16 protein-coding genes and 1 pseudogene are annotated in these 20337 nt (G+C 70.9%); 7 read left to right on the top strand and 10 right to left on the bottom strand.

Annotated elements, in window-relative coordinates; translation table 11 throughout:
* Positions 1-62 precede the first annotated feature (62 nt).
* From trpS to H181DRAFT_RS05165, 3 genes and pseudogenes are all read left to right on the top strand, one after another.
* Positions 63-1076, top strand: coding sequence for a tryptophan--tRNA ligase (trpS, locus tag H181DRAFT_RS05155; RefSeq protein WP_045862958.1), 1014 nt, complete (start codon positions 63-65; stop codon positions 1074-1076).
* Between the two features lie 68 nt (positions 1077-1144).
* Complete coding sequence (locus H181DRAFT_RS05160) at positions 1145-1768, top strand: 2'-5' RNA ligase family protein (protein WP_045862959.1); 624 nt, start codon at positions 1145-1147, stop codon at positions 1766-1768.
* A 97-nt stretch (positions 1769-1865) separates the two neighbouring features.
* Positions 1866-2690 (top strand): annotated as a pseudogene (locus H181DRAFT_RS05165) (YihY/virulence factor BrkB family protein); the annotation flags it as partial.
* A gap of 217 nt (positions 2691-2907) precedes the next feature.
* On the opposite strand, the gene H181DRAFT_RS05170 reads toward H181DRAFT_RS05165, so the two are convergent.
* Positions 2908-4341 (bottom strand): D-alanyl-D-alanine carboxypeptidase family protein, encoded by a 1434-nt coding sequence (locus H181DRAFT_RS05170; protein ID WP_074467712.1) that lies wholly within the window; start codon positions 4339-4341, stop codon positions 2908-2910.
* 144 nt (positions 4342-4485) lie between these two features.
* On the opposite strand from H181DRAFT_RS05170, the gene H181DRAFT_RS05175 reads away from it, so the two are divergent.
* The 3 genes from H181DRAFT_RS05175 to H181DRAFT_RS05185 all read left to right on the top strand — a co-directional run bounded on the left by H181DRAFT_RS05175 (position 4486) and on the right by H181DRAFT_RS05185 (position 7156).
* Positions 4486-4734, top strand: a complete 249-nt coding sequence (locus H181DRAFT_RS05175) for an SCO4848 family membrane protein (RefSeq protein WP_045863111.1) — start codon at positions 4486-4488, stop codon at positions 4732-4734.
* A gap of 12 nt (positions 4735-4746) precedes the next feature.
* Positions 4747-6210 (top strand): metallophosphoesterase, encoded by a 1464-nt coding sequence (locus H181DRAFT_RS05180; protein WP_045863112.1) that lies wholly within the window; start codon positions 4747-4749, stop codon positions 6208-6210.
* 205 nt (positions 6211-6415) lie between these two features.
* Positions 6416-7156 (top strand): isocitrate lyase/PEP mutase family protein, encoded by a 741-nt coding sequence (locus H181DRAFT_RS05185; RefSeq protein WP_045862961.1) that lies wholly within the window; start codon positions 6416-6418, stop codon positions 7154-7156.
* A 178-nt stretch (positions 7157-7334) separates the two neighbouring features.
* Here H181DRAFT_RS05185 and H181DRAFT_RS05190 read toward each other — a convergent pair whose 3' ends face one another.
* From H181DRAFT_RS05190 to H181DRAFT_RS05210, 5 genes are all read right to left on the bottom strand, one after another.
* On the bottom strand, positions 7335-8294 hold the full coding sequence (locus tag H181DRAFT_RS05190) for a glycine betaine ABC transporter substrate-binding protein (RefSeq protein WP_045862962.1): 960 nt from the start codon (positions 8292-8294) through the stop codon (positions 7335-7337).
* A 55-nt stretch (positions 8295-8349) separates the two neighbouring features.
* Complete coding sequence (locus tag H181DRAFT_RS05195) at positions 8350-10398, bottom strand: ABC transporter permease (protein WP_052708451.1); 2049 nt, start codon at positions 10396-10398, stop codon at positions 8350-8352.
* Between the two features lie 73 nt (positions 10399-10471).
* Positions 10472-11575 (bottom strand): quaternary amine ABC transporter ATP-binding protein, encoded by a 1104-nt coding sequence (locus H181DRAFT_RS05200; RefSeq protein WP_045862963.1) that lies wholly within the window; start codon positions 11573-11575, stop codon positions 10472-10474.
* A complete protein-coding gene (locus H181DRAFT_RS05205; RefSeq protein ID WP_045862964.1) occupies positions 11575-13149 on the bottom strand; it encodes a GMC family oxidoreductase in 1575 nt (524 codons plus the stop codon). Before H181DRAFT_RS05205 ends, H181DRAFT_RS05200 begins: the two co-directional genes overlap by 1 nt.
* Positions 13150-13210: 61 nt before the next feature.
* Complete coding sequence (locus H181DRAFT_RS05210; protein ID WP_045862965.1) at positions 13211-14713, bottom strand: aldehyde dehydrogenase family protein; 1503 nt, start codon at positions 14711-14713, stop codon at positions 13211-13213.
* A 423-nt stretch (positions 14714-15136) separates the two neighbouring features.
* On the opposite strand from H181DRAFT_RS05210, the gene H181DRAFT_RS05215 reads away from it, so the two are divergent.
* The gene (locus H181DRAFT_RS05215; RefSeq protein WP_045862966.1) at positions 15137-15727 is read left to right on the top strand and encodes a Uma2 family endonuclease; all 591 of its coding nucleotides are present in this window, start codon (positions 15137-15139) and stop codon (positions 15725-15727) included.
* Between the two features lie 28 nt (positions 15728-15755).
* On the opposite strand, the gene H181DRAFT_RS05220 is transcribed toward H181DRAFT_RS05215, so the two are convergent.
* The 4 genes from H181DRAFT_RS05220 to H181DRAFT_RS05235 form a co-directional block, all read right to left on the bottom strand.
* A complete protein-coding gene (locus tag H181DRAFT_RS05220; protein ID WP_052708452.1) occupies positions 15756-16547 on the bottom strand; it encodes a hypothetical protein in 792 nt (263 codons plus the stop codon).
* A gap of 22 nt (positions 16548-16569) precedes the next feature.
* Positions 16570-17010: a hypothetical protein gene (locus H181DRAFT_RS05225; protein WP_052708453.1), complete on the bottom strand. Its 441-nt coding sequence runs from the start codon at positions 17008-17010 to the stop codon at positions 16570-16572.
* The gene (locus tag H181DRAFT_RS05230) at positions 17007-18638 is read right to left on the bottom strand and encodes a hypothetical protein (RefSeq protein ID WP_052708454.1); all 1632 of its coding nucleotides are present in this window, start codon (positions 18636-18638) and stop codon (positions 17007-17009) included. The genes H181DRAFT_RS05225 and H181DRAFT_RS05230 overlap by 4 nt, the downstream gene beginning before the upstream one ends.
* A 347-nt stretch (positions 18639-18985) precedes the next feature.
* The gene (locus tag H181DRAFT_RS05235) at positions 18986-19975 is read right to left on the bottom strand and encodes a malate dehydrogenase (protein WP_045862968.1); all 990 of its coding nucleotides are present in this window, start codon (positions 19973-19975) and stop codon (positions 18986-18988) included.
* Between the last annotated feature and the right edge of the window lie 362 nt (positions 19976-20337).

Raw genomic sequence — 20337 nt, forward strand, 5'->3', positions numbered from 1 at the left:
GGTGCCGGAGGTCACTGCACAACCGTGCACTCCGGGGCCCGCGGACCTGAGACAATGGGCACATGGCCAATGACCGTCCGCGTGTGCTCTCCGGTATCCAGCCGACATCAGGCTCGTTCCACCTCGGCAACTACCTCGGTGCCGTACGCCAGTGGATCGCGCTGCAGGAGAGCCACGACGCGTTCTACATGGTCGTCGACCTCCATGCGCTGACCCTCCCGCAGGACCCGAAGGAGCTGAGGGAGAACACCCGCCTCGCGGCGGCGCAGCTGCTGGCGGCGGGGCTCGACCCGGAGCGCTGCACCCTCTTCGTGCAGAGCCACGTCCCCGAGCACACGCAGCTGAGCTGGCTGATGGAGTGCATGACGGGCTTCGGCGAGGCGTCCCGCATGACGCAGTTCAAGGACAAGTCCTCGAAGCAGGGCACGGACCGCGTGTCCGTCGGCCTCTTCACCTACCCGATCCTCCAGGTCGCCGACATCCTCCTCTACCAGGCCCAGCAGGTGCCGGTCGGCGAGGACCAGCGGCAGCACGTCGAGCTCACCCGCAACATCGCCGAGCGGTTCAACGGGCGCTTCGGCGCGACGTTCACCGTCCCCGAGCCGTACATCCTGCGCGAGACGGGCAAGATCTACGACCTCCAGGACCCGGCGATCAAAATGAGCAAGTCGGCGTCGTCCCCCAAGGGCATCATCAACCTGCTCGACGAGCCGAAGGCGTCGGCGAAGAAGATCAAGAGCGCCGTCACGGACACCGGCACCGAGATCCGCTTCGACCAGGAGGAGAAGCCGGGCGTCAGCAACCTGCTGACGATCCTGGCCACGCTCACCGGCACCGGAATCCCGGAACTGGAGCAAAGGTACGCGGGCAAGGGTTACGGTGCGCTGAAGACGGACCTCGCCGAGATCGTCAGCGACTGGGCGGCCCCCTTCCGGGCTCGTACGCAGGCTTACCTGGACGACCCGGAGACGCTGGACTCGCTGCTGGCGAAGGGCGCGGAGAAGGCACGGGCCGTGGCCGTGGAGACCCTCGCCCAGGCCTACGACAAGGTGGGGCTCCTCCCCTCGAAACACTGACGGCACTCACGGCGTCCGCCCCGGCAGACCGGCACCGAACGGCAGAGAAGCGCAGAAGGGAGAACAAGGTGGGGACCGTCACGCTCGGCGTATCCATCGCCGTCCCCGAACCGCACGGCAGCCTGCTCCAGCAGCGGCGTGCGAGCTTCGGCGACCCGGCGGCCCACGGCATCCCCACCCACATCACCCTGCTGCCGCCGACGGAGGCCGACCCGGCCGACCGCCCCGAGATCGAGGCGCACCTCGCCCGGGTCGCCGCAGCCGGGCGCCCCTTCGAGCTGCGGCTCTCCGGCACCGACACCTTCCGTCCGCTCTCCCCCGTCGTCTTCGTGCAGCTCGTGGAGGGCGCCTCGGCCTGCTCCTGGCTCCAGGAGCGGGTCCGGGCCCCCGAGGGGCCGGTGGCGCGTGAGCTGGCGTTCCCGTACCACCCGCACGTGACGGTCGCGCACGGCATCTCCGAGGAGTCGATGGACCGGGCGCAGGAGGAGCTGGCCGAGTTCGAGGCGTCGTGGACGGCCACGGGCTTCGCGCTCTACGAGCAGGGCTCCGACCTGGTCTGGCGGCTCCAGCGGAAGTTCACCTTCGGCGACAGCGACGACTCGGGCGCCGCGTTCTCCGCCGTCCCCCGGCAGGTGGCGCAGCCGCTGCCCGCCTGCGGCGGCGAAGCCGGATCCTTCGCCCCGCTCTCCTGACACCACCGCACGCCCTCCCGAGCCCCCTGCCCGGGGCCGGTGCGCTCCCGTCGCGGGACTCCCGGATGAGTGCCCGCGCAGGGGGTAACCGCTGAGCGTGGAATGGCTCAAGAAGCTGCCGGTCATCGGCCCCGCGGCGACATGGTTCCTCGGTACGCGGCTGTGGCGCGTCTACCGGCACCTCGACGAGCGCAAGTGGGACCGGCTCGCGGCGTCCGTCACCTTCACCAGCTTCATCTCGCTCTTCCCGATGCTCGCCGTCTTCGCCGCCGTCGGCGCCTCGCTGCTGTCGGCGGAGCGCATGCGCACCGTGCAGCACACCATCAGCCGCCAGGTGCCGGGCATCTCCGAGCAGCTCGACCTCCAGTCGTTCGCCGACAACGCGGGCACGATCGGGCTGATCGCGGGACTGGCGCTGATCGTCACGGGCGTCAACTGGGTCGGGACGCTGCGCGAGAGCCTGCGCTCCGTGTGGGACCTGGAGGAGGACCCGGGGAACCCTGTGCTGCTGAAGCTGAAGGACTTCGGTGCGCTGGCCGGGCTGGGCGCGGTCGGGCTCGTCTCGCTGGGCGGCTCGGCGTTCGCGGTCAGCGCGGTCAGCTGGGTCGCCGGCCAGCTCGGTCTCCGCGAGGGCGGGGTCGGCACGGTGCTGCTCAGCGTGGCCGGGTACGGAGCCGCCGTCGCCGCCGACTTCGCCCTGCTGTGGTACGTGCTGACGGTCCTGCCGGGCGTCCGCCCACCGCGGCGCCCGACGCTGCTCGCCTGCGCGATGGGCGCCGTGGGCTTCGAGCTGCTGAAGCTGCTGATGGGCGGATACCTGCAGTCCGTCGCCACCAAGAGCGTCTACGGGGCGTTCGGTACGCCCATCGCGCTGCTGCTGTGGATCAGCTTCATGACGAAGCTGATGCTCTTCTGCGCCTCGTGGACTGCCACGGAACGCACCCTCAAGCCGATCGAGAAGATCGACGCGCTGGGCAGCGGCGCGCCCGAGCCGCCCGAGACGGAACGTGCCGCTCCCGAGCCCGGGAGCGGCACCGACGAGGCGGGCGGGACCGACGAGACGGACGGGACGGACGGGACGGCCGCGAAGGACGGGACGGCCGCGAAGGACGGGACCGACGAGACGGACGGAGATCCGGTCAGTCGGACTTCTGAGCAGCCACCCGGTCCTCCTCCGGGTCCTCACCGCGAGCGGACTCCGGGGCCTCGGGCTCGCCGGCTGCGGGACCGGAGGGGGAAGGAGAGGCGCCGGAGGTTCCGTCTTCCGTCCCCTGGGCGAAGGGAAGACGGCGCAGGCGCGTCAGATCGGGCATCGGCCAGCGGCGGTGAACCGCGTAGGCCAGACCCGCCACCAGGACGAGACACGCGCCGGTGATCCCGACGGCGACACCTGCGCCGTCCGAGTCGTCGCCGCCGCTTCCGTCGGCGGCGCCGCCGGCCTGCGCGCCGGACTTGTTCTTGTCCGCGCTGTCGCCGGACTTGCCGGAGGCGCCTGCGCTGCTCGGCGCGACGAGCTCGCCGACGGGTTCGACTTCGCCCGCGGACTCGAAGCCCCAGTCGAGGAGCTTGGCGGTCTCCTTGTAGACCTCCAGGCCGCCCTGCTCGTCGTCCGGATGCATGCAGGTCACGAGCAGCACCCGGTCGCCGCGCTGGGCGACGCCCGTGAACGTCGCGCCCGCCTTGGACGTCGAGCCGTTCTTCACACCCGCGATGCCCGGGTACGCGTCGAGGCCGATGTCGCCGGTCAGCAGCCGGTTGGTGTTCTGGATCTCGTACGTCTCGCGCTTCTTCCCCTTCTTCTTCTCACCGGGGAACTGGGCGCGGGCCGTGGCCGCGTACTCGCGGAAGTCCGACTTCTGCATGCCCGACCTGGCGAACAGCGTCAGGTCGTACGCCGAGGAGACCTGGCCCTTCTCGTCGTAGCCGTCGGGGCTGACGACGTTGGTGTCGCCCGCGCGCAGCTTCTCCGCGTGCCGGTTCATCTCGCGGACGGTCTTGTCCTTGCCGCCGTTCATCGCGGCGAGCACGTGCACCGCGTCGTTGCCCGAGCGCAGGAACACACCTCGCCACAGGTCCTCGACGGCGTAGGTCTGGCCCTCCTTCACACCCACCAGGCTGCTGCCCTCGCCCATGCCCTCCAGGTCGGAGCGTTCGACCTTGTGCTCGGCGCTCTTGGGGAACTTGGGCAGCAGCGTGTCCGCGAACAGCATCTTCAGCGTGCTGGCCGGAGGGAGCTTCCAGTGGGGGTTGCGGGCGGCGAGCACCTTGCCCGACTCCGCGTCGGAGACGATCCAGGAGCGTGCGGTGATGCCTTCGGGGAGCTTCGCCGGCTTCCCGCCGCGCTTGGCGCGCATCTGCGTACCGGGGACTCCGAGCCGTTCGCCGCCCACCGTCGACATCTTCCCGGGGGGCTTGGGGTCCTTGTCCTCGGCCGCGTCCGTGCGGGCGTCGAGCGTGCCCGCGGCGGGAGACGAGGCGTGAGCGGTGCCCGCGAGCAGCGCGGGCACGACGAGCGCGACGGACAGAGCAGCGGCGGCGGGCAGACGGAGGGCCCGTGGCGAGGTAGTCGACACAGAGCGAAGTTACATGGCCCACGCACCCGTGTGGACCTCGAGTCCCCGCCATAACAGCCGGATGGCCCCACTCAGTTCTCTCTTTGGCCCGATAGCCATACTGGCCTTATGTCGCAGCCCTCCGGGACGCGCTCCTCGCGCCCACTGACCCTCAGCCGTCCCGTGTCCGTCTTCCTGCTCGCGTTCGGGATCTGGTCCTGGTTCGTCTGGATCACGTTCGTGAAGAACCTGTGGAAGGACAGCAGCGGGCTCGCTTTCGACGGCGCCGGCGAGCCGACGGGTTACTTTTGGGTTCATCTCCTGCTGGCCGTCGTGTCCTTCCTGCTGGGCACGGCGATCGGCGTCATCGGTCTCCGGGGGCTGAGAGCTCTCCGGCGCTCACCCGGAGAGTAGGGATTGGTGACCGTGCCTGTGGTCTTCGTACTGGTCGTGCTGGCGATCTTCTGCCTGCTGGGAGCTGCTCACTGGTATCTGTGGCGGCGCCTCGTGCGGGACGTCTCGGTGCGCGGCGGCGCCTGGCGGCGGGCCGGCACGGTCCTCGCCTTCGCGCTGCCCGTGCTGACGGTCCTGAACTTCGTCCTCGGACGCAGCGACATCCCCTTCGCCGTGCAGCAGGTGCTGGCGTGGCCGGGCTTCATGTGGGTGGCGCTGCTGCTGTATCTGATGCTGGCGCTGCTGGCGGGCGAGGTCGTACGGCCGCTGCTGCTCCGGTTCCTGGAGCGCCGGGCGGCCGCGGCGGGCGTCCCGGACGGGGCGGCTGCGGACGGGGCGGGGGCGGCGGCCCGGCCCGGTGCGGAGGACGCGTCCTCCGGCGGCGTGGCGGACGGGGACGCCGTCACCGGCACCGGCTCCGGCTCGGCTGAGGCGGCGGGGGCCGAGGCGGGCGGCGCGGTCGCCTGCGCGACGGCCACCGGCACGAAGGCGGCTGCGGGCGGCGGCGGGACGAGCCCGGGAGCCGGCCCGGACGGCGGTTCGGACGGTGGATCGGACGGCGGCACGGACGGGGACGGCGCCGGGAAGCGCGACAGATCGAAGCCCGCGGCCCTCTCCAGACGCCTCTTCGTCGCACGCACCATCGCAGCGGGCGCCTCGGTCGCGGCCGCAGGCACCGTCGGGGCGGGCGCGTACGGCCTGCTCAACGGTCCGACGCTCAAGCGGATCACCGTTCCGCTCACCAAGCTTCCCCGCGCCGCCCACGGCTACCGGATCGCGGTCGTGAGCGACATCCACATCGGTGCGGTCCTCGGACGCGGGCACACGCAGCGCATCGTCGACACGATCAACAGCGCGCAGCCCGACATGATCGCGATCGTCGGCGACCTCGTCGACGGCGACGTCGAGGACCTGGCGCCCGCCGCGGAGCCGCTGCGCCGGCTCCGGGCGCGCGACGGCTCGTTCTTCGTCACCGGCAACCACGAGTACTTCGGCGACGCCGGCGAGTGGGTCGACCACGTCCGCGAGCTGGGCGTCCACCCGCTGGAGAACGACCGCCGCGAGATGCCCGGCTTCGACCTCGCGGGTGTCAACGACGTACGGGGCGAGGAGTCGGGCGACGGCCCCGACTTCGACAAGGCGCTCGGCGACCGCGACACCTCCCGCGCCTCGGTGCTCCTCGCCCACCAGCCGGTCCAGATCCACGACGCCGTCGACCACGGAGTGGATCTTCAGCTGTCCGGGCATTCGCACGGCGGGCAGATGTGGCCGGGGCAGTACCTCGCGGCGCTCGCCAATCCGACCGTCGCCGGCCTGGAGCGCTACGGCGACACGCAGCTGTACGTCACCCGGGGAGCCGGAGCCTGGGGGCCGCCCGTCCGCGTCGGAGCCGAATCCGACGTGACCATCGTGCAGTTGGCATCCAAGAAGGCATGACGGGCCCCGTCCGCGTGCCCCTGTGAGGGCCGTCCACGCCACCGGACCGGGGCGTACGCGTCAGAGACCCGCCCCCGGCACCGCGGCGTCATAGGCTCGGCACCATGACGACGAAACCCGAGTGCGTGGACGCCCCAGGGCCCCTGCCGGGGACGGAACAGCGGCGGCCCGGCCCGCTCCCGTTCCGGACGGACGAGGACGCGCGGTGACCGCCGCGGGTCAGGGCAGCGGAGTCGAGAGGCTGCGCGCGCTGCACCGGGGGCGGGCCTCCGGCGATCCGCTCGTGCTCCCCGGCCCCTGGGACGCCGCGAGCGCGCAGATCTTCGCCGAGGCGGGTTTCGAGGCGCTGGCCACGCCGAGCCACGGCGTCGCGGCCTCACTCGGGCACGCCGACGGGGAGACGCCGGCGGGCGAGATGTTCGCCGCGGTGGGCAGGATCGTGCGGGCCGTCGCGGTGCCGGTGACGGCGGACATCGAGCGGGGCTACGGGCTGGCGCCCGGCCGGATCGTCGAACGGCTCCTCGATGCCGGTGCCGTGGGCTGCAACCTGGAGGACTCCGAGGACGGCCGGATGGTCGGCCCGGAGGAACAGGCCGGGTTCCTGTCCGCGGTGATCCAGGCGGCGGAGGGCCGGCTGCTCGTCAACGCCCGCATCGACAGCTACCTGCGGCCGGTGGAGGACCCGCTGGCGGATGCGCTCGAACGGGGGCGGCTGTACGTGGAGGCGGGAGCGGAGTGCCTGTACCCGATCGGGGCGCCCCCGGCCGACATCCCCGTGCTGGCAAGGGAGTTGAGCGGGCCCCTCAACGTGCTGGCCACCCGGGACGGGCCCACGCCGCACGAGCTGGGCACCGCCGGCGCCACGCGCATCACCTTCGGCGGCGGGCTGATGGAGCGCGCGAGCGACGCCGTACGGGACATGGCACGCGAGCTCCGCGGCGTCTGAGGCCGGATTCCGCGCCCTCTTCGGCCCCGTGTGCGCCCGCGGCGTTTACGGAGCCGTTCCGGCGGACAAGCGTCACTCTGGTACTGCGAGTACAGAACCCGGCGGGGCCGGGACACCCACGCTGGTGTCCCGGCCCGTCGGTTCGCTGTACGGACCGCTTCGGCCCGCGGTGCCGCGGCTACTTCTTCGGCAGCCACTTCTCCCAGGTGGACTTGTTGGCCTTGATCCACTTCTCGGCCGCGTCCTCCGGCTTCATCTTCTTGCCCGCGATGTCGCCGGCGACCTGGTTCTGGTCCTTGGTCGTCCACTTGAAGTTCTTGATGAACTTCGCGGCGTCGCTGTTGCTCTTGGCGAAGTCCGCGTTGAGGAACTTCTCCAACTGGTTGGTCTCGTAGCCGCACTTCGCCTCGGACTCCGGGGTCTCACAACCCGGAGTGTGCTTCGGCAGCTTCACCTCGACCATGTCGATCTGGTTGTTCATCCACTGCGGCTCCCACCAGTAGGTGAGGAAGGGCTTCTTCGCCTTGTAGAGCCGCTGGATCTCCTTCAGCTGCGCCGCCTCGGCACCGCTCGGGATGTGCTTGAAGTCCAGGTCGAAGTTCTTGATGAGGCCCTTGTCGTGCTGCGAGTACGACGGTGCCGCACCGATGAAGTGGCCCTTGTCGCCGCTCTCGGACGTACGGAAGTCCTTCGCGAACTTGTTGAGCTTCTTGTAGTCCAGCACCTCGGGGTTCTTGTCCGCGTAGTACTTCGGCACGAACCAGCCGATGTGTCCGACGACGCCGAGGTCACCGCCGGAGACGACGGTCTTCTTCTCCTCGACGTACTTCTTCTCCTTCTTCGGGACGCCGTGCCAGTCCTCGAGGATGGCGTCGGCCTTGCCGGAGTTGAGCGCGTCGAAGGCGACGGGCTCGTCCATCTGCTTGGCCTCGACCTTGACGTCCAGCTCGTCCTCCATGAGCTTCTTGACGACCGCGGCGTTGGCCTGGGCGCCGACCCACGAAGGTTCAGCGAGGACGACCTTGTCGTCCTTGCCGCCGCTGCTGCTCGTCTCGGCCGCCCCGCACGCGGAGAGGGAGAGCACGCCGAGGACGCCGATACCGGCGATGGCGGAATTGCGTATGCGTTTGGTGTTCATTCCGGGTCCTGTCTTCTCTTCTGGGAGGGGAACTCGTTTCGGGGGGTGACTGGGGTTACTGGTCGCGGCGGCGTGCGCTCGCGGGCTGGGTGAGGCGGTCGAGCATGATGCCGAGGCAGACGATGGCGATGCCGGCGGGCAGGCCCTGCGAGAGGTTGCCCTTCGACAGGCCCTGCACGACGTCGTAGCCGAGTGCGCCGCCGCCGATGAGACCGGCGATGACGACCATCGACAGCACCAGCACGACGCCCTGGTTGACGCCGACCAGCAGCGACTTGCGCGCCAGCGGCAGCTGCACCTGGAGCAGTTGCTGCTTGCCCGTGGCGCCCAGGGACAGCGACGCCTCCATCGCTGCCGGGTCCACGTAGCGCAGTCCCTGCGCGGTGATGCGGATGACGGCGGGAGCCGCGTAGATGACGGCGGCGATGATGCCCGCGCTGCGGCTGAGGCCGACGAGCGCGATCACCGGGATCAGGTACACGAACTGCGGCATCGTCTGCATCGTGTCGAGCACGGGGCGCAGCAGCCTGTCGACGCGTTCGACGCGGGCCGCGAGGATGCCGAAGGCGAAGCCGACGACCACGGTGAGCAGCAGGCCGCCGATCACCTGCGAGAGCGTGTCCATCGACACCTCCCACAGCCCCATCACACCGACCAGGCCGAGGCAGACGAGCCCCGTCAGCGCAGCCCGCCAGGTGCCGACGACCCAGCCGATCACGGCGACGAGCAGTGCCAGCGCCCACCAGGGCGTGGCCAGCAGCCCCGACCGCAGCGGGTTGAGCATGTACTCGGTGAATCCCTGCGCCCAGGTCACCGTGCCGCCCAGCACCGGGACGCCGGAGCCGAGGTGGTCGGTGAACCAGCCGACGCCGCTGTCCAGTTGCCGCGTGATGTCGACCGTCCACGCTTCGGGCCATTCGCTCTCACTGATCGCGGAGCCGATCGCCGCGAAGACGCCGAAGAGGACGAGGACGAGGCCCCACACGCCCGCGCGCACCTGCTTCATCAGCCGGGTGGTGCCCGCCGTGGCGACGGCGTCCAGCCGCTCACCGGCCGCGGAGGTCGTGCGGTCCAGGAGGACGGCGATCAGGACGACGGCGGTGCCGGCGGTCAGTGCGGTGCCGATGTCGAGGCTGCCGAGCGCCTGGTAGATCTCGTCACCCAGGCCCTCCGAGCCGATGAGGGACGCGAGGACGACCATCGACAGGCACATCATGATCGCCTGGTTGAGGCCGAGCATCATCTGCCTGCGGGCCAGCGGCACGCGTGCCGTCCGCAGCCGCTGCCAGGGGGTCGACCCCAGCGACGTGGACGCCTCCAGCGCCGCCGGATCGGCGCTCCGCAGGCCCAGCGACGTCAGCCGGGCCATCGGCGGCGCCGCGTAGATGACGGTCGCGATCAGCGCCGACGGCACGCCGATGCCGAACATCAGCAGCAGCGGCAGCAGATAGGCGAAGGCCGGCATGACCTGCATGGTGTCGAAGACCGGGCGGAGGAGCCTCTCGCAGCGGTCGGAGAGGCCCGCCGCGAGGCCGAGCAGCGCGCCGAGCAGCGCCGAGGCGAAGACGGCCGCCGTCATCAGGGCGAGCGTCTCCATGGTGGCTTCCCACATCTCCAGGACGCCGCACACGATGAAGACGCCCAGCGCGGTGCCGCCCGTGCGCAGCGCCCGCCGGGAGAGGTCGGCCCCGCCGGCCGCCCAGGCGATCAGCGTGCCCACGAGGGTGACGCCGAGCCAGCCCATCGATTCCAGCAGGCCCGTGATGGCGTCCACCGAGGTCTCGGCGAAGTTGCTGATGTGGAGCAGGAAGTAGAGGAAGATCGGCGCCGTCTCGCGGTTGTCGACGAGCCAGTTGTCCAGGTCGTTCAGCGGCGTCTCGATGTCGACCGTCCAGCCGCGCGGCCACGCGCCGGAGCCGGTGACGGCGGCGCTGACGACGACGACCAGCAGGCTGAACAGCACCAGCAGCGCTCTGGGGTTGCCCGCCAGGCGCTGCAGGGGGCCGGGCCCGTCGTTCCACCCGGCGTCGGCGGGGGTCTTCTCCGGGGCGGCGGCGTCCGGGGTGCGCTGCTCTCCCTTGTCGGGGATCGTGGGCGTGCTCATATCAGCCTCCCCGTCCCGTCGCCGGAGTCGCGGCCCTGCCCGCGGTGTGCGGGTGCCACGGCGAGGTGCGTGTTCATACGGCCGCCACCTCCTTGTCCTTGTCCGCCTCGCCCTCGCCGTCCTGGTCGATGCCGGCGACGACCTTCAGCAGCCGGTCGTGGTCGACGACGCCTATGGTGCGTCCGCCCTCCACGACGCGGCAGCTCTCGCCGCTGCGGGCGACGGCCTCGATGGCGTCGGAGACGAGCGTGTCCGGGGCCAGGGCGGGGCCGCCGGAGGCGTCGGCCTTCCCGGCGGGGCGCATGGCCCGGCGGACGGAGATGACCTGGTCGCGCGGGACGTCGCGGACGAAGTCGCGGACGTAGTCGTCGGCGGGCCTGGCGACGATCTCCTCGGGCGTACCGAGCTGCACGATCTCGCCGGCGCGCATCAGTGCGATGCGGTCGCCGAGGCGCAGGGCCTCCGACAGGTCGTGCGTGATGAAGACCATCGTCCGGCCCTCGGCGCGGTGCAGGCGGATGACCTCTTCCTGCATGTCGCGCCGGATCAGGGGGTCGAGGGCGCTGAACGGCTCGTCGAAGAGGAGGACTTCGGGGTCGACGGCCAGCGCGCGCGCCAGTCCGACGCGCTGCTGCTGTCCGCCGGAGAGCTGGCCCGGACGGCGGTCGCCGAGGCCCTGAAGCCCCACCTTGTCGACCATCTCGGCCGCCTTGGCGCGGCGTTCACGCTTGCCGATGCCCTGGATCTCCAGGCCGTACGCCACGTTGTCGGTGACCGAGCGGTGCGGCAGCAGGCCGAAGTTCTGGAAGACCATGGCGGCACGGTGGCGGCGCAGCTCGCGCAGGCGCGTGCGGTCCATGCCCAGCACGTCCTCGCCGTCGATCTCCAGCTGCCCGGAGGTCGGTTCGATGAGACGTGTCAGGCAGCGGACGAGGGTGGACTTGCCGGAGCCCGAGAGGCCCATGACGACGAAGACCTCGCCCTTGCGCACGTCGAAGGAGACGTCGCGCACAGCGGCGGTGCAACCGGTCCGCCCGGTCAGTTCGGCGCCGGACAGGCCGGTGAGCTGCTCGTCCCCGGGGACGCGGTTCGCCTTGCCCTTGGGGCCGAAGACCTTCCACAGATTGCGTACGGAGAACACCGGGTTGACCGGGGCGGACTCGCGGGTCTCTGACATCACGCAACACCTCCCGGTGCCGTAGTCGTAGGGGACCGATCGTCGGATCGGATGAGGTCGGCCGCCTTCTCGCCGGTCATCAGCACGCCGATCATGGGGTTGACGGCGGGCATGGTCGGGAAGACGGAGGCGTCCGCGATCCGGACGCCGTCCAGACCGCGGATCTTCAACTGGGGGTCGACGACGGCGAGTTCGTCGTCCGGAGCTCCCATCCGGCAGGTGCCCGCCGGGTGGTAGACGGTGTGCGCGACCTTGCGCGCGTACTCGCTGATCTCCTCGTCCGAGGTGATCCCGGGCCCGGGGCAGACCTCCCGCTTCAGCCACTTCGCGAGGGGTTCGGTGCGGGCGACCTCGCGGGCGGCCTTGATGCCGTCGACGAGGGTGCGGCCGTCGTAGTCGTCCTCGTCGGTGAAGTAGCGGAAGTCCAGGGCGGGTTTGACGTCCGGGTCCGCGGAGGTGAGGTAAAGCCGTCCGCGGCTGCGGGGCTTGGGGATGTTCGGCGTCAACGAGACGCCGTGCGGCGGGCGTTCGTAGCCCAGCCGCTCCGGGTTGTCGGTGAACGGGATCTGGTAGAAGTGGAACATCAGGTCCGGCCCGCCGGCCTCCGGCTCGCGGCGCAGGAAGAGACCGGCGTCCGAGTCCATCGCGGAGTTGTCGGGGATGGGCCCGTCGGTCTCCCAGACGATGACGGACTCGGGGTGGTCGAGCAGGTTCTCCCCCACGCCCGGCAGGTCGTGCGCCACCTCGATGCCCAGGGCCTCCAGGTCCGCCCGCGGGCCGATGCCCGAGTGCATCAGCAGCCGCGGCGTGTCCACCGCGCCCGCGCAGAGCAGCACTTCGCGTTCCGCGGATATCAGCCGTTCCGCGCCGTCACTGCCTCGTACGTGCACGCCCGTCGCCCTGGTGCCGTCCAGCTCCAGGCGGTACGCCCAGGTCTCCAGCAGGATGTGCAGACCGGGGCGGTCGCCGGCCTCGATGTGCGGGTGGAGGTAGGCGACGGAGGCGGACGAGCGCTTGTTGGTCTCCGGGTGGTACGAGAGGTCGAAGAAGCCGACGCCCTCGTGGAAGGGCTCCTTGTTGAAGCCGTCGATCTCGGGTACGCCCAGCGCTTCCTTCGCGGCGGTGACGAAGTCCCGCGCGATGGCGTTCCGGTCCTGCTCGCCGACGGGCACGATGTTGTTGCGGAGCTTGCCGAAGTAGGGGTCCATGGCGTCCGCGCCCCACCCCTCGGCTCCGGCCGTCTCCCACTCGTCCCAGTCGGAGGGCAGCGGCTTGAAGGAGATCAGCGTGTTGTGCGAGGAGCAGCCGCCGAGCACCTTCGCGCGGCTGTGCCGGATGTGGGAGTTGCCGCGTGGCTGCTCGGTGGTGGGGTAGTCGTAGTCGAGCTCGCCGCCGAGCAGTCCGAGCCAGCGGCGCAGGGTGAGCACTTCCGGCCGGTCGACGTCCGACGGCCCGCCCTCGATGAGGGCGACGGTCACGTCCGGGTCCTCGGTGAGCCGTGAGGCGATCACCGACCCGGCCGTACCGCCACCGACGATGACGTAGTCGTAGCTGGTCCTGTCTTGCTGGGACATTGCCGTCTGGTGCTCCTTGATGTCACACGTTTCTTGCGGAGGGTGCGTGCGGGGTGCTCCGTCAGCCGGAGAACCAGCGGACCGGTTTCGGCCGCAGGTTCTCGTACACGTGTTTCGTTTCGCGGTACTCGGCCAGTCCGTGGGGACCGAGCTCGCGGCCCACCCCGGACTTGCCGAAACCACCCCACTCCGCCTGCGGCAGATAGGGGTGGAAGTCGTTGATCCACACGGTGCCGTGCCGCAGGCGTGCCGCCACGCGGCGGGCCCGTGCGGTGTCCGAGGAGAAGACGCCGCCCGCGAGACCGTATTCGGTGTCGTTGGCCAGGGCCACTGCCTCGTCCTCGGTGCGGAAGGTCTCCACGGTCAGCAGCGGGCCGAAGGTCTCCTCGCGGATCACCTTCATGCCGCGGTGGCAGCCGTCGAGGATCGTCGGGGCGTAGAAGTAGCCGTCGGCCGGACGCACGTCCGACGGCTCGGGGCGCCGCCCGCCGCAGCGCAGCACGGCACCCTCCTCCAGCGCGGACGCGACGTACGCCTCGGTCTTCGCGAGCTGCTGCGCGGAGGCCAGCGGACCGCACTCGACGCCCTCCTCGGTGCCGCGGCCCAGCCGGATCCGCTCGGCACGGGCGGCGAGCTCGGCGACGAAACGGTCGCGCACCGACTCCTCGACGATGAGGCGTGCACCCGCGGAGCAGACCTGGCCGCTGTGGATGAAGGCCGCGTTGAGCGCCTGGTCGACTGCGGTGTCGAAGCCCTCCTCGGTGTCGCAGGCGTCGGCGAAGACGACGTTGGGGTTCTTGCCGCCGAGCTCCAGGGCGACCTTCTTCACGCCGGGGGCCGCCGCCTGGGCGACCTTGGTGCCGGAGACGAGGCCGCCGGTGAAGGAGACCAGGTCCACGCCGGGGTGCTCGGCCAGGCGCGCGCCGACCGGATCGCCGGCGCCCGTCACGAGGTTGGCCACCCCGGAGGGCAGGCCCGCCTCGGCGAGCAGCCTCACCAGGTGGACGGTGGTGAGAGGGGTGATCTCGCTGGGTTTGATCACGAACGTGTTGCCCGCCGCCAGCGCGGGAGCGATCTTCCAGCTGGCCTGGAGCAGCGGGTAGTTCCAGGGCGTGATCATCGCGCAGACGCCCACGGGCTCGTGCACGACGACGCTGTGCACGTCGGGGTCGCCCGCGTCCACGACCCGGCCGCCGGACTCCCCGGCGACGAGGTCCGCGAAGTAGCGGAAGGCCGCCGTCACGTCGTCGACGTCGATCCGGCCCTCCTCCAGGGTCTTGCCCGCGTCCCGCGACTCGGTCAGCCCGATCTCCTCGCGGTCCCGCTGCAGCAGGTCCGCGACGCGCCGCAGCAGAGCCGCCCGCTCGGCGACGGGCGTACGGGGCCACTCCCCCTCGTCGAAGGCGGCACGTGCGGCGGCGACCGCCGCGTCGGTGTCCTCCACTCCGCCCTCGGCGACGACGGCGAGCGTGGTGGCGTCGGCCGGGTCCAGGACGTCACGCGTCCCGCCTCCGGCGGCGGACCGCCACGCACCGTCGATATGAATGCTCTCGATTTCGGACACCCTCTGCACTGCCTTCCGAGCCTTGACAACGCTGTGTGCCACGAGGAGCGCGCCTCGTGACCACCACGGAACTGCGGCCATGCGCTGGGCACATGGCAAGAGCGAACCCTGCCCCGTCTCGGCGCTTACATGTCCGTGAAGGGGTAACAAGTGGGCTTCCTCACTGGCCGAAGTGCGTCGGACACAGATGAAGCGCCTGATCAGCACCCCTTATGGGGGTTTGTGGAGATTTTCGCGCCCCGTCTTGGCAGGCTTTGTCGGCATTACGACACGAGTGCGGCCGGTGACTCTCCGTGAGCGCCTCGCGCTGCGGCACTGCTCGACTGCAAAGCCGATCATCGGCGTGACGGAGGCCCCGTGCGTATCGTTACGCATCGCGGCTGCAGGCGTGGTTCTACGCGGCAGCGGGGAGGAGCAACAGTGATGACCATCGCACTGACCGACAGGACCGAGATGGCCGAGCGATACGAGCCGAGCTTGGACGACCTGTTCGAGCGACTGGAGCGGATGCCCGTCCCCGAGGGCTACAAGACCGAGATCGTCGAGGGGACCGTCTTCATGTCGCCGCAACGGGACACACACTGGGAGATCATCCTGGAGATCGTTGAGCAGTTGCGCACCAGGTACTCCAGGAACCGCATCAAATCGGACGTGCGCTTCGACTTCCCCGGGCATCTCAACGGCTTCGCTCCCGACGTGGTGGCGCTCGCCAAGGACGCGCGGAAGAACGACCGGGGCCGCTGGCAGCACGGCGACATCGAGTGCGTGGCCGAGGTCATCTCCGAGGACACGGCCGCCAACGACTACGGCAAGAAGAAGCGCGCCTACGCCCTCGCCGGCGTCCCCGTCTTCCTGATCGCCGACCCGTACGCCGCCGAGTGCCACGTCCTCACCCACCCCGGAGACGGCGCGTACAAGAGCGAACTCACCGTCGCCTTCGGGGAGAAGATCGACCTCACGGGCACCGTCGCCGGCCTCGTCCTGGAGACCGCGGACTTCCCCACGGAGGCGTGACGCCGTACGGCCCGGCGGCTTCACCCGGTCACGGCGCGTCGGTCTCTCCGTTCACGCACTGTGCGCCGGAGGGGCAGAAGAAGGCCAGCGCGGTCTCCAGCATCTCCTTCTCGTCGTCCTCGTCGCCGTCCTCTTCCGGGCCGTAGGCGACGAGCGCGTACAGCTCGCCGTCCTCGGCCTCGAAACGGTGGTCGATGACGTGCCGGGTGCCGCCGTGCTCCGCCGAGTCGTACGTGTACTCGAGCCGGGCCGCGGCTCCCGCCTCACCGCCGTCGAGGTGGTCGAACCCCTTGCGGTCGTAGCCCTCGTTCTTCTCGGCGTTCTTCTCCGCCAGTTCGAGCGATTCGTCCGGGTCGGAGTCCTCCACGCCGAAGATCTGCAACTGGCGGGCGCCGCCCATCGCCTCGTAGAACACCGTCTGCGAGCCGTCCTCCCGGCTCTCCGTCCGGCGCTGCCAGCCCTCGGGGACGGCGAGGGTGAACCCCTCGGAGTCCTCCGTCAGCTCGTATCCCGAAGGGGGCTCCGACGAGCCGGAGGGGGACGGCTCCTCCTGGGGTTCCGTCGGCACCTGCGCCGCGGGCGAGGAGGGGGACGGCTCCGACACCACCGGCCCCTGCCCCGCGCTGCCGACCGGGTCCCGCGGCTCGTCCTTCCAGCCGAGCGCCCACGAGCCGAACGCGAGCCCGCAGACGGCCAGGACCGCGAACACGCCCTTCAGAGCCTGCCGCTGCTTGCGCACGGACTCCGTCTGCCGCTGCGAACGCAGCGCGTACGCCTCGTCGTCGACCCACCGCTGGTGCTCCGCGTCGAAGCGGATCATCCCGGTTCACCCCTCACCCTTCTCACCCCAGCACTCCCGCGACCGCCTGCACCACCGTCGCCGCCGAAGCCAGCGCCCCGACCGCGGTCGAGCCGGACTCCAGCCGCTCCCGCAGGCGCTCCAGACGTCCGCGGTCCGCCCGGCCGGTGCGGGTGATCTCCCCCTCGATCCGGTCCAGTTCGCCGCCGACGTCACGGGTCTCGTCGCTGGCCGCGAAGACCTCCATCTGCCTGCGGAGATCGCGTACGGCGTCCAGCACGGCACGCGTCGCCTCGTCCGTCTGCGGAGGCGGGGCGGCGTAGGTGTGCGAAGTGGCCTGGCCGTACCGGCCCGTGGCGATCGCCCCGCCCGACATGCTCCCGATGTGGACGCTGCCGCCCGCGGCTTCCGCCGCCTGCTCCCCGCTCCGTCCGCCGGCCGCCGAGTCCTCCGGGCTGCCGGGCGCCGCGTCACCGGATGTCATGTGAAGCTCCCCTCCGTGTGCTCCGCCCGGCCGTGCTCACCGGTGGCGACCGCCCCGCCGCTCATCTCCTTGATGAACACGCCGCCGTCGCGCACGTTCACGATCTGCTGCTCGAAGCGGTCCGTGCGGTAGCCGTGCTGCTCCAGGGCGTCCCGCACTCCGCTGGCGATGCGGTCCTGGACCGTCTTGATGTAGCGGCTGACGTCCATCTCCTGGAAGAGCGACAGGTCGGACGTGCTGGCCAGCTCCCGGACGGAGACGAGCGGTGCGTCCGGAGCGGCGTGCTCCGGCGAGGAGAGCCACACGCGGCAGACCGAGAACAGCGCCCGCATCGCGGCGATCCCCGCTGCGGCCGTGACGGCCGGCGCCGTCAGAAGGGCGAGGACGCCCTCCCTCAGCAGCCCCTCCGCCTGGCGCTCGACGACGGCGTCCACCTCGCGGAAGCTCTCGGCGATCGGGCCGAGCACGTGCGGAACGACCTCCAGGACGAGCATCCCGCCCTGCGTGTGCACCCTGACCAGCAGGGTCACGACCACCTGCTCCTCCCACGCCCCCACGCGTACGCGGATGAAGTGGCGGCGCGCCTCCCCGCCTTCGTCGGCGGCCTCCCCCAGATGCGCCTGCACGTTCTCGGCGCGGTAGACCCCGCCGTCCCGGCGCACGCCGGAAGGCAGATAGACGAACTCCTCGATCTCGAGCTCGCGCAGCCGGTCCCTGCTGGTGCGGGCGGCGGACTCGCGGAGCGCCACCAGCCGCGGCATGATCATGCCGAGCACGTGGCGGTTGGACAGGTGCGTCTCGCCCTGGCTCGGTACGCCGTGCTCGAACTCCTTCTTGCGGCGCAGCTCCAGCGCGAACGACCACGGCTTGTACGGCACGCCCGCCCCGACGAAGGGCCGGTTGGCGTCGTACAGGGCGGCCTGGGCGTGCTGTTCGCGGTCGATGGCCTCACCGACCAGGTGGTAGCGCTGCGTCAGCGGGAGGTCGGGCTGCACCGCCGTGGCGAACTTCTCGCGGCTGAGCTGCTCGCGCAGCACGCTCGTCACCCGGACCCGGTGCCACCAGACGACGGCCGCCAGCAGCAGCGGGAAGATCACCGGGAACGGGTTCTCCACGACGCCCGTCACGGCGGTGAACCAGTACACCGCGGCGAGCAGCCGCGCGGCGAGCGTGACGACCTTGCCCAGCTTCCGCCGCACCCCCGACCGGATCCACCAGCGCGGCGCCCTGGACTGCATGTACACCAGCGTCTCGCGTCCGGACACGGCACGGCCGGCCCACAGGGCGAGGACGACGGCGGCGTAGAACAGCACCCACGCCGTGGGCTGTTCGGAGAGGGACGCGCCCCAGCCCAGGTCGGAGAGGAAGACCAGCCGGAGCATCTCGTCGAAGGGGAGGCCGGTGCCGCCGAACCTGTCCTCCATGGAGTCCCACGTCAGCACAGCGGAGACGGCGAAGAACGCGAGCCACACCCCCGCCATGGCCAGGGCGGTGCGCACCTCCTGCTGACGGGCTCTCAGGGCGTGGGCGAGTACGGGGCGCAGATCGACGCCGAGCGACGGCGGCACCGGACGCTCCGCGTGGCCGACCAGCTCGTCTATGACGCGCTGCCGGAATGCGGAGTTCAACCGCGCGCCCGCGCACAGCAGTCGGGTCGCCTCACTGTGAGCAGGCGTGTGCGCTGCGTAACTCAAGACAGTCCCCCGATTTCCCCTAAGGTCTGGTCCAGGGAGGTCACGAACATACCCGAGGATGCGGGCGGCGGGCCATGTCGAAGGGTCGCCCTGTGGATAACTGTTAGGGAACAACGGGGACTTGAGAGCCGGTCAGCGCACGGGGCAGCCTCCGCACGGCCGGGGCCCCGCCCGGGGAGCAACGCGGCGGGCCCGCGGACGGGAGCTGCTCGCTCCCGACCCGCGGGCCCGCCGGATCCGGTCTGCCGGGTGACCGTCGCGTCGGACGGCCGGCCGTCGCGTCAGAGCAGCCCGAGGCCCCGGACCGCTTCGCGCTCTTCGGAGAGCTCCTGGACGGAGGCGTCGATGCGGGTACGGGAGAAGTCGTTGATCTCCAGCCCCTGCACGATCTCGTAGGACCCTCCCGAGCAGGTCACGGGGAAGGACGAGATCAGGCCCTCGGGAACCCCGTAGGAACCGTCCGAGGGGATGCCCATCGAGGTCCAGTCGCCGGACGGGGTGCCGTTGACCCAGGTGTGGACGTGGTCCACGGCGGCGTTGGCGGCCGAGGCGGCCGAAGAGGCGCCGCGGGCCTCGATGATGGCGGCGCCGCGCTTGGCGACGGTCGGGATGAACTCCTCGGCCAGCCACTTCTCGTCGTTCACGGTCTCGGCGGCGTTCTTGCCGGCGATCTCGGCGTTGAAGATGTCGGGGTACTGCGTGGCCGAGTGGTTGCCCCAGATCGTCAGCTTCCTGATGTCCGCGACCTGCGTGCCCGTCTTCTTCGCGAGCTGGGTGAGCGCGCGGTTGTGGTCGAGACGCGTCATGGCGGTGAAGCGCTCCGCCGGCACGTCCGGGGCCGCGGCCTGGGCGATGAGGGCGTTGGTGTTGGCGGGGTTGCCGACGACGAGGACCTTCACGTCGTCCGCCGCGTGGTCGTTGATGGCCTTGCCCTGCGGCTTGAAGATGCCGCCGTTGGCCTCCAGCAGGTCCCCGCGCTCCATGCCCTTCGTACGGGGACGGGCGCCGACGAGCAGGCCGACGTTGGCACCGTCGAAGGCGACGTTCGGGTCGTCCGTGATGTCGATGCCCTGCAGCAGCGGGAAGGCGCAGTCGTCGAGCTCCATGGCGGTGCCCTCGGCGGCCTTCAGAGCCGGCGTGATCTCCAGCAGCCGCAGCTTGACGGGCACGTCGGCACCGAGCAGCTGGCCGGAGGCGATACGGAAGAGCAGCGCGTAGCCGATCTGGCCGGCCGCTCCGGTGACGGTGACATTGACGGGGGTGCGGGTCATGGCGGTCTCCGTAGTACCTGGCGGTGGCAGTTCCGAGGCGGGGTCCTTCCCCGGCGCACCTCCCCGGGCCCTCCTCCGCCGTGAAGCGTGCGGGGAAGCCAGGGGAAGAAGCCTGTGGGAACGCGCCCTGCCCGATCCGGGAAGTCTCTCTACGTCAAGAGACCCCGCGCCAGGCTATCCGACGCCCGATACGCGCCGGCAGCCCGTGGGGGGAGCTGGTATGGCGCATGCCCGGAATCGCACAACCCATGCATGCGCATTCATCCGAACTCGAACGGCCCGCGGCACGGGTGGCGCGCGGGCCGCGCTCCGCTGGTCCGGGGCGTGCGGACGGGTGCGGAGCGCCGCGCATCGCACCCGCG

Origin of the sequence: Streptomyces sp. WMMB 714, assembly GCF_900090125.1 — a bacterium.
In the GTDB taxonomy this organism is placed as follows: domain Bacteria; phylum Actinomycetota; class Actinomycetes; order Streptomycetales; family Streptomycetaceae; genus Streptomyces; species Streptomyces daqingensis.

Excerpts from the sequence above, each read along its gene's own strand:
- H181DRAFT_RS05220 (WP_052708452.1), bottom strand. The coding sequence starts at position 16,547 with ATGATCCGCTTCGACGCGGAGCACCAGCGGTGGGTCGACGACGAGGCG.
- H181DRAFT_RS05205 (WP_045862964.1), bottom strand. The coding sequence starts at position 13,149 with ATGTCCCAGCAAGACAGGACCAGCTACGACTACGTCATCGTCGGTGGC.
- H181DRAFT_RS05235 (WP_045862968.1), bottom strand. The coding sequence starts at position 19,975 with ATGACCCGCACCCCCGTCAATGTCACCGTCACCGGAGCGGCCGGCCAG.
- H181DRAFT_RS05215 (WP_045862966.1), top strand. The coding sequence starts at position 15,137 with ATGACCATCGCACTGACCGACAGGACCGAGATGGCCGAGCGATACGAG.
- H181DRAFT_RS05225 (WP_052708453.1), bottom strand. The coding sequence starts at position 17,010 with ATGACATCCGGTGACGCGGCGCCCGGCAGCCCGGAGGACTCGGCGGCC.
- trpS (WP_045862958.1), top strand. The coding sequence starts at position 63 with ATGGCCAATGACCGTCCGCGTGTGCTCTCCGGTATCCAGCCGACATCA.
- H181DRAFT_RS05190 (WP_045862962.1), bottom strand. The coding sequence starts at position 8,294 with ATGAACACCAAACGCATACGCAATTCCGCCATCGCCGGTATCGGCGTC.
- H181DRAFT_RS05200 (WP_045862963.1), bottom strand. The coding sequence starts at position 11,575 with ATGTCAGAGACCCGCGAGTCCGCCCCGGTCAACCCGGTGTTCTCCGTA.
- H181DRAFT_RS05195 (WP_052708451.1), bottom strand. The coding sequence starts at position 10,398 with ATGAGCACGCCCACGATCCCCGACAAGGGAGAGCAGCGCACCCCGGAC.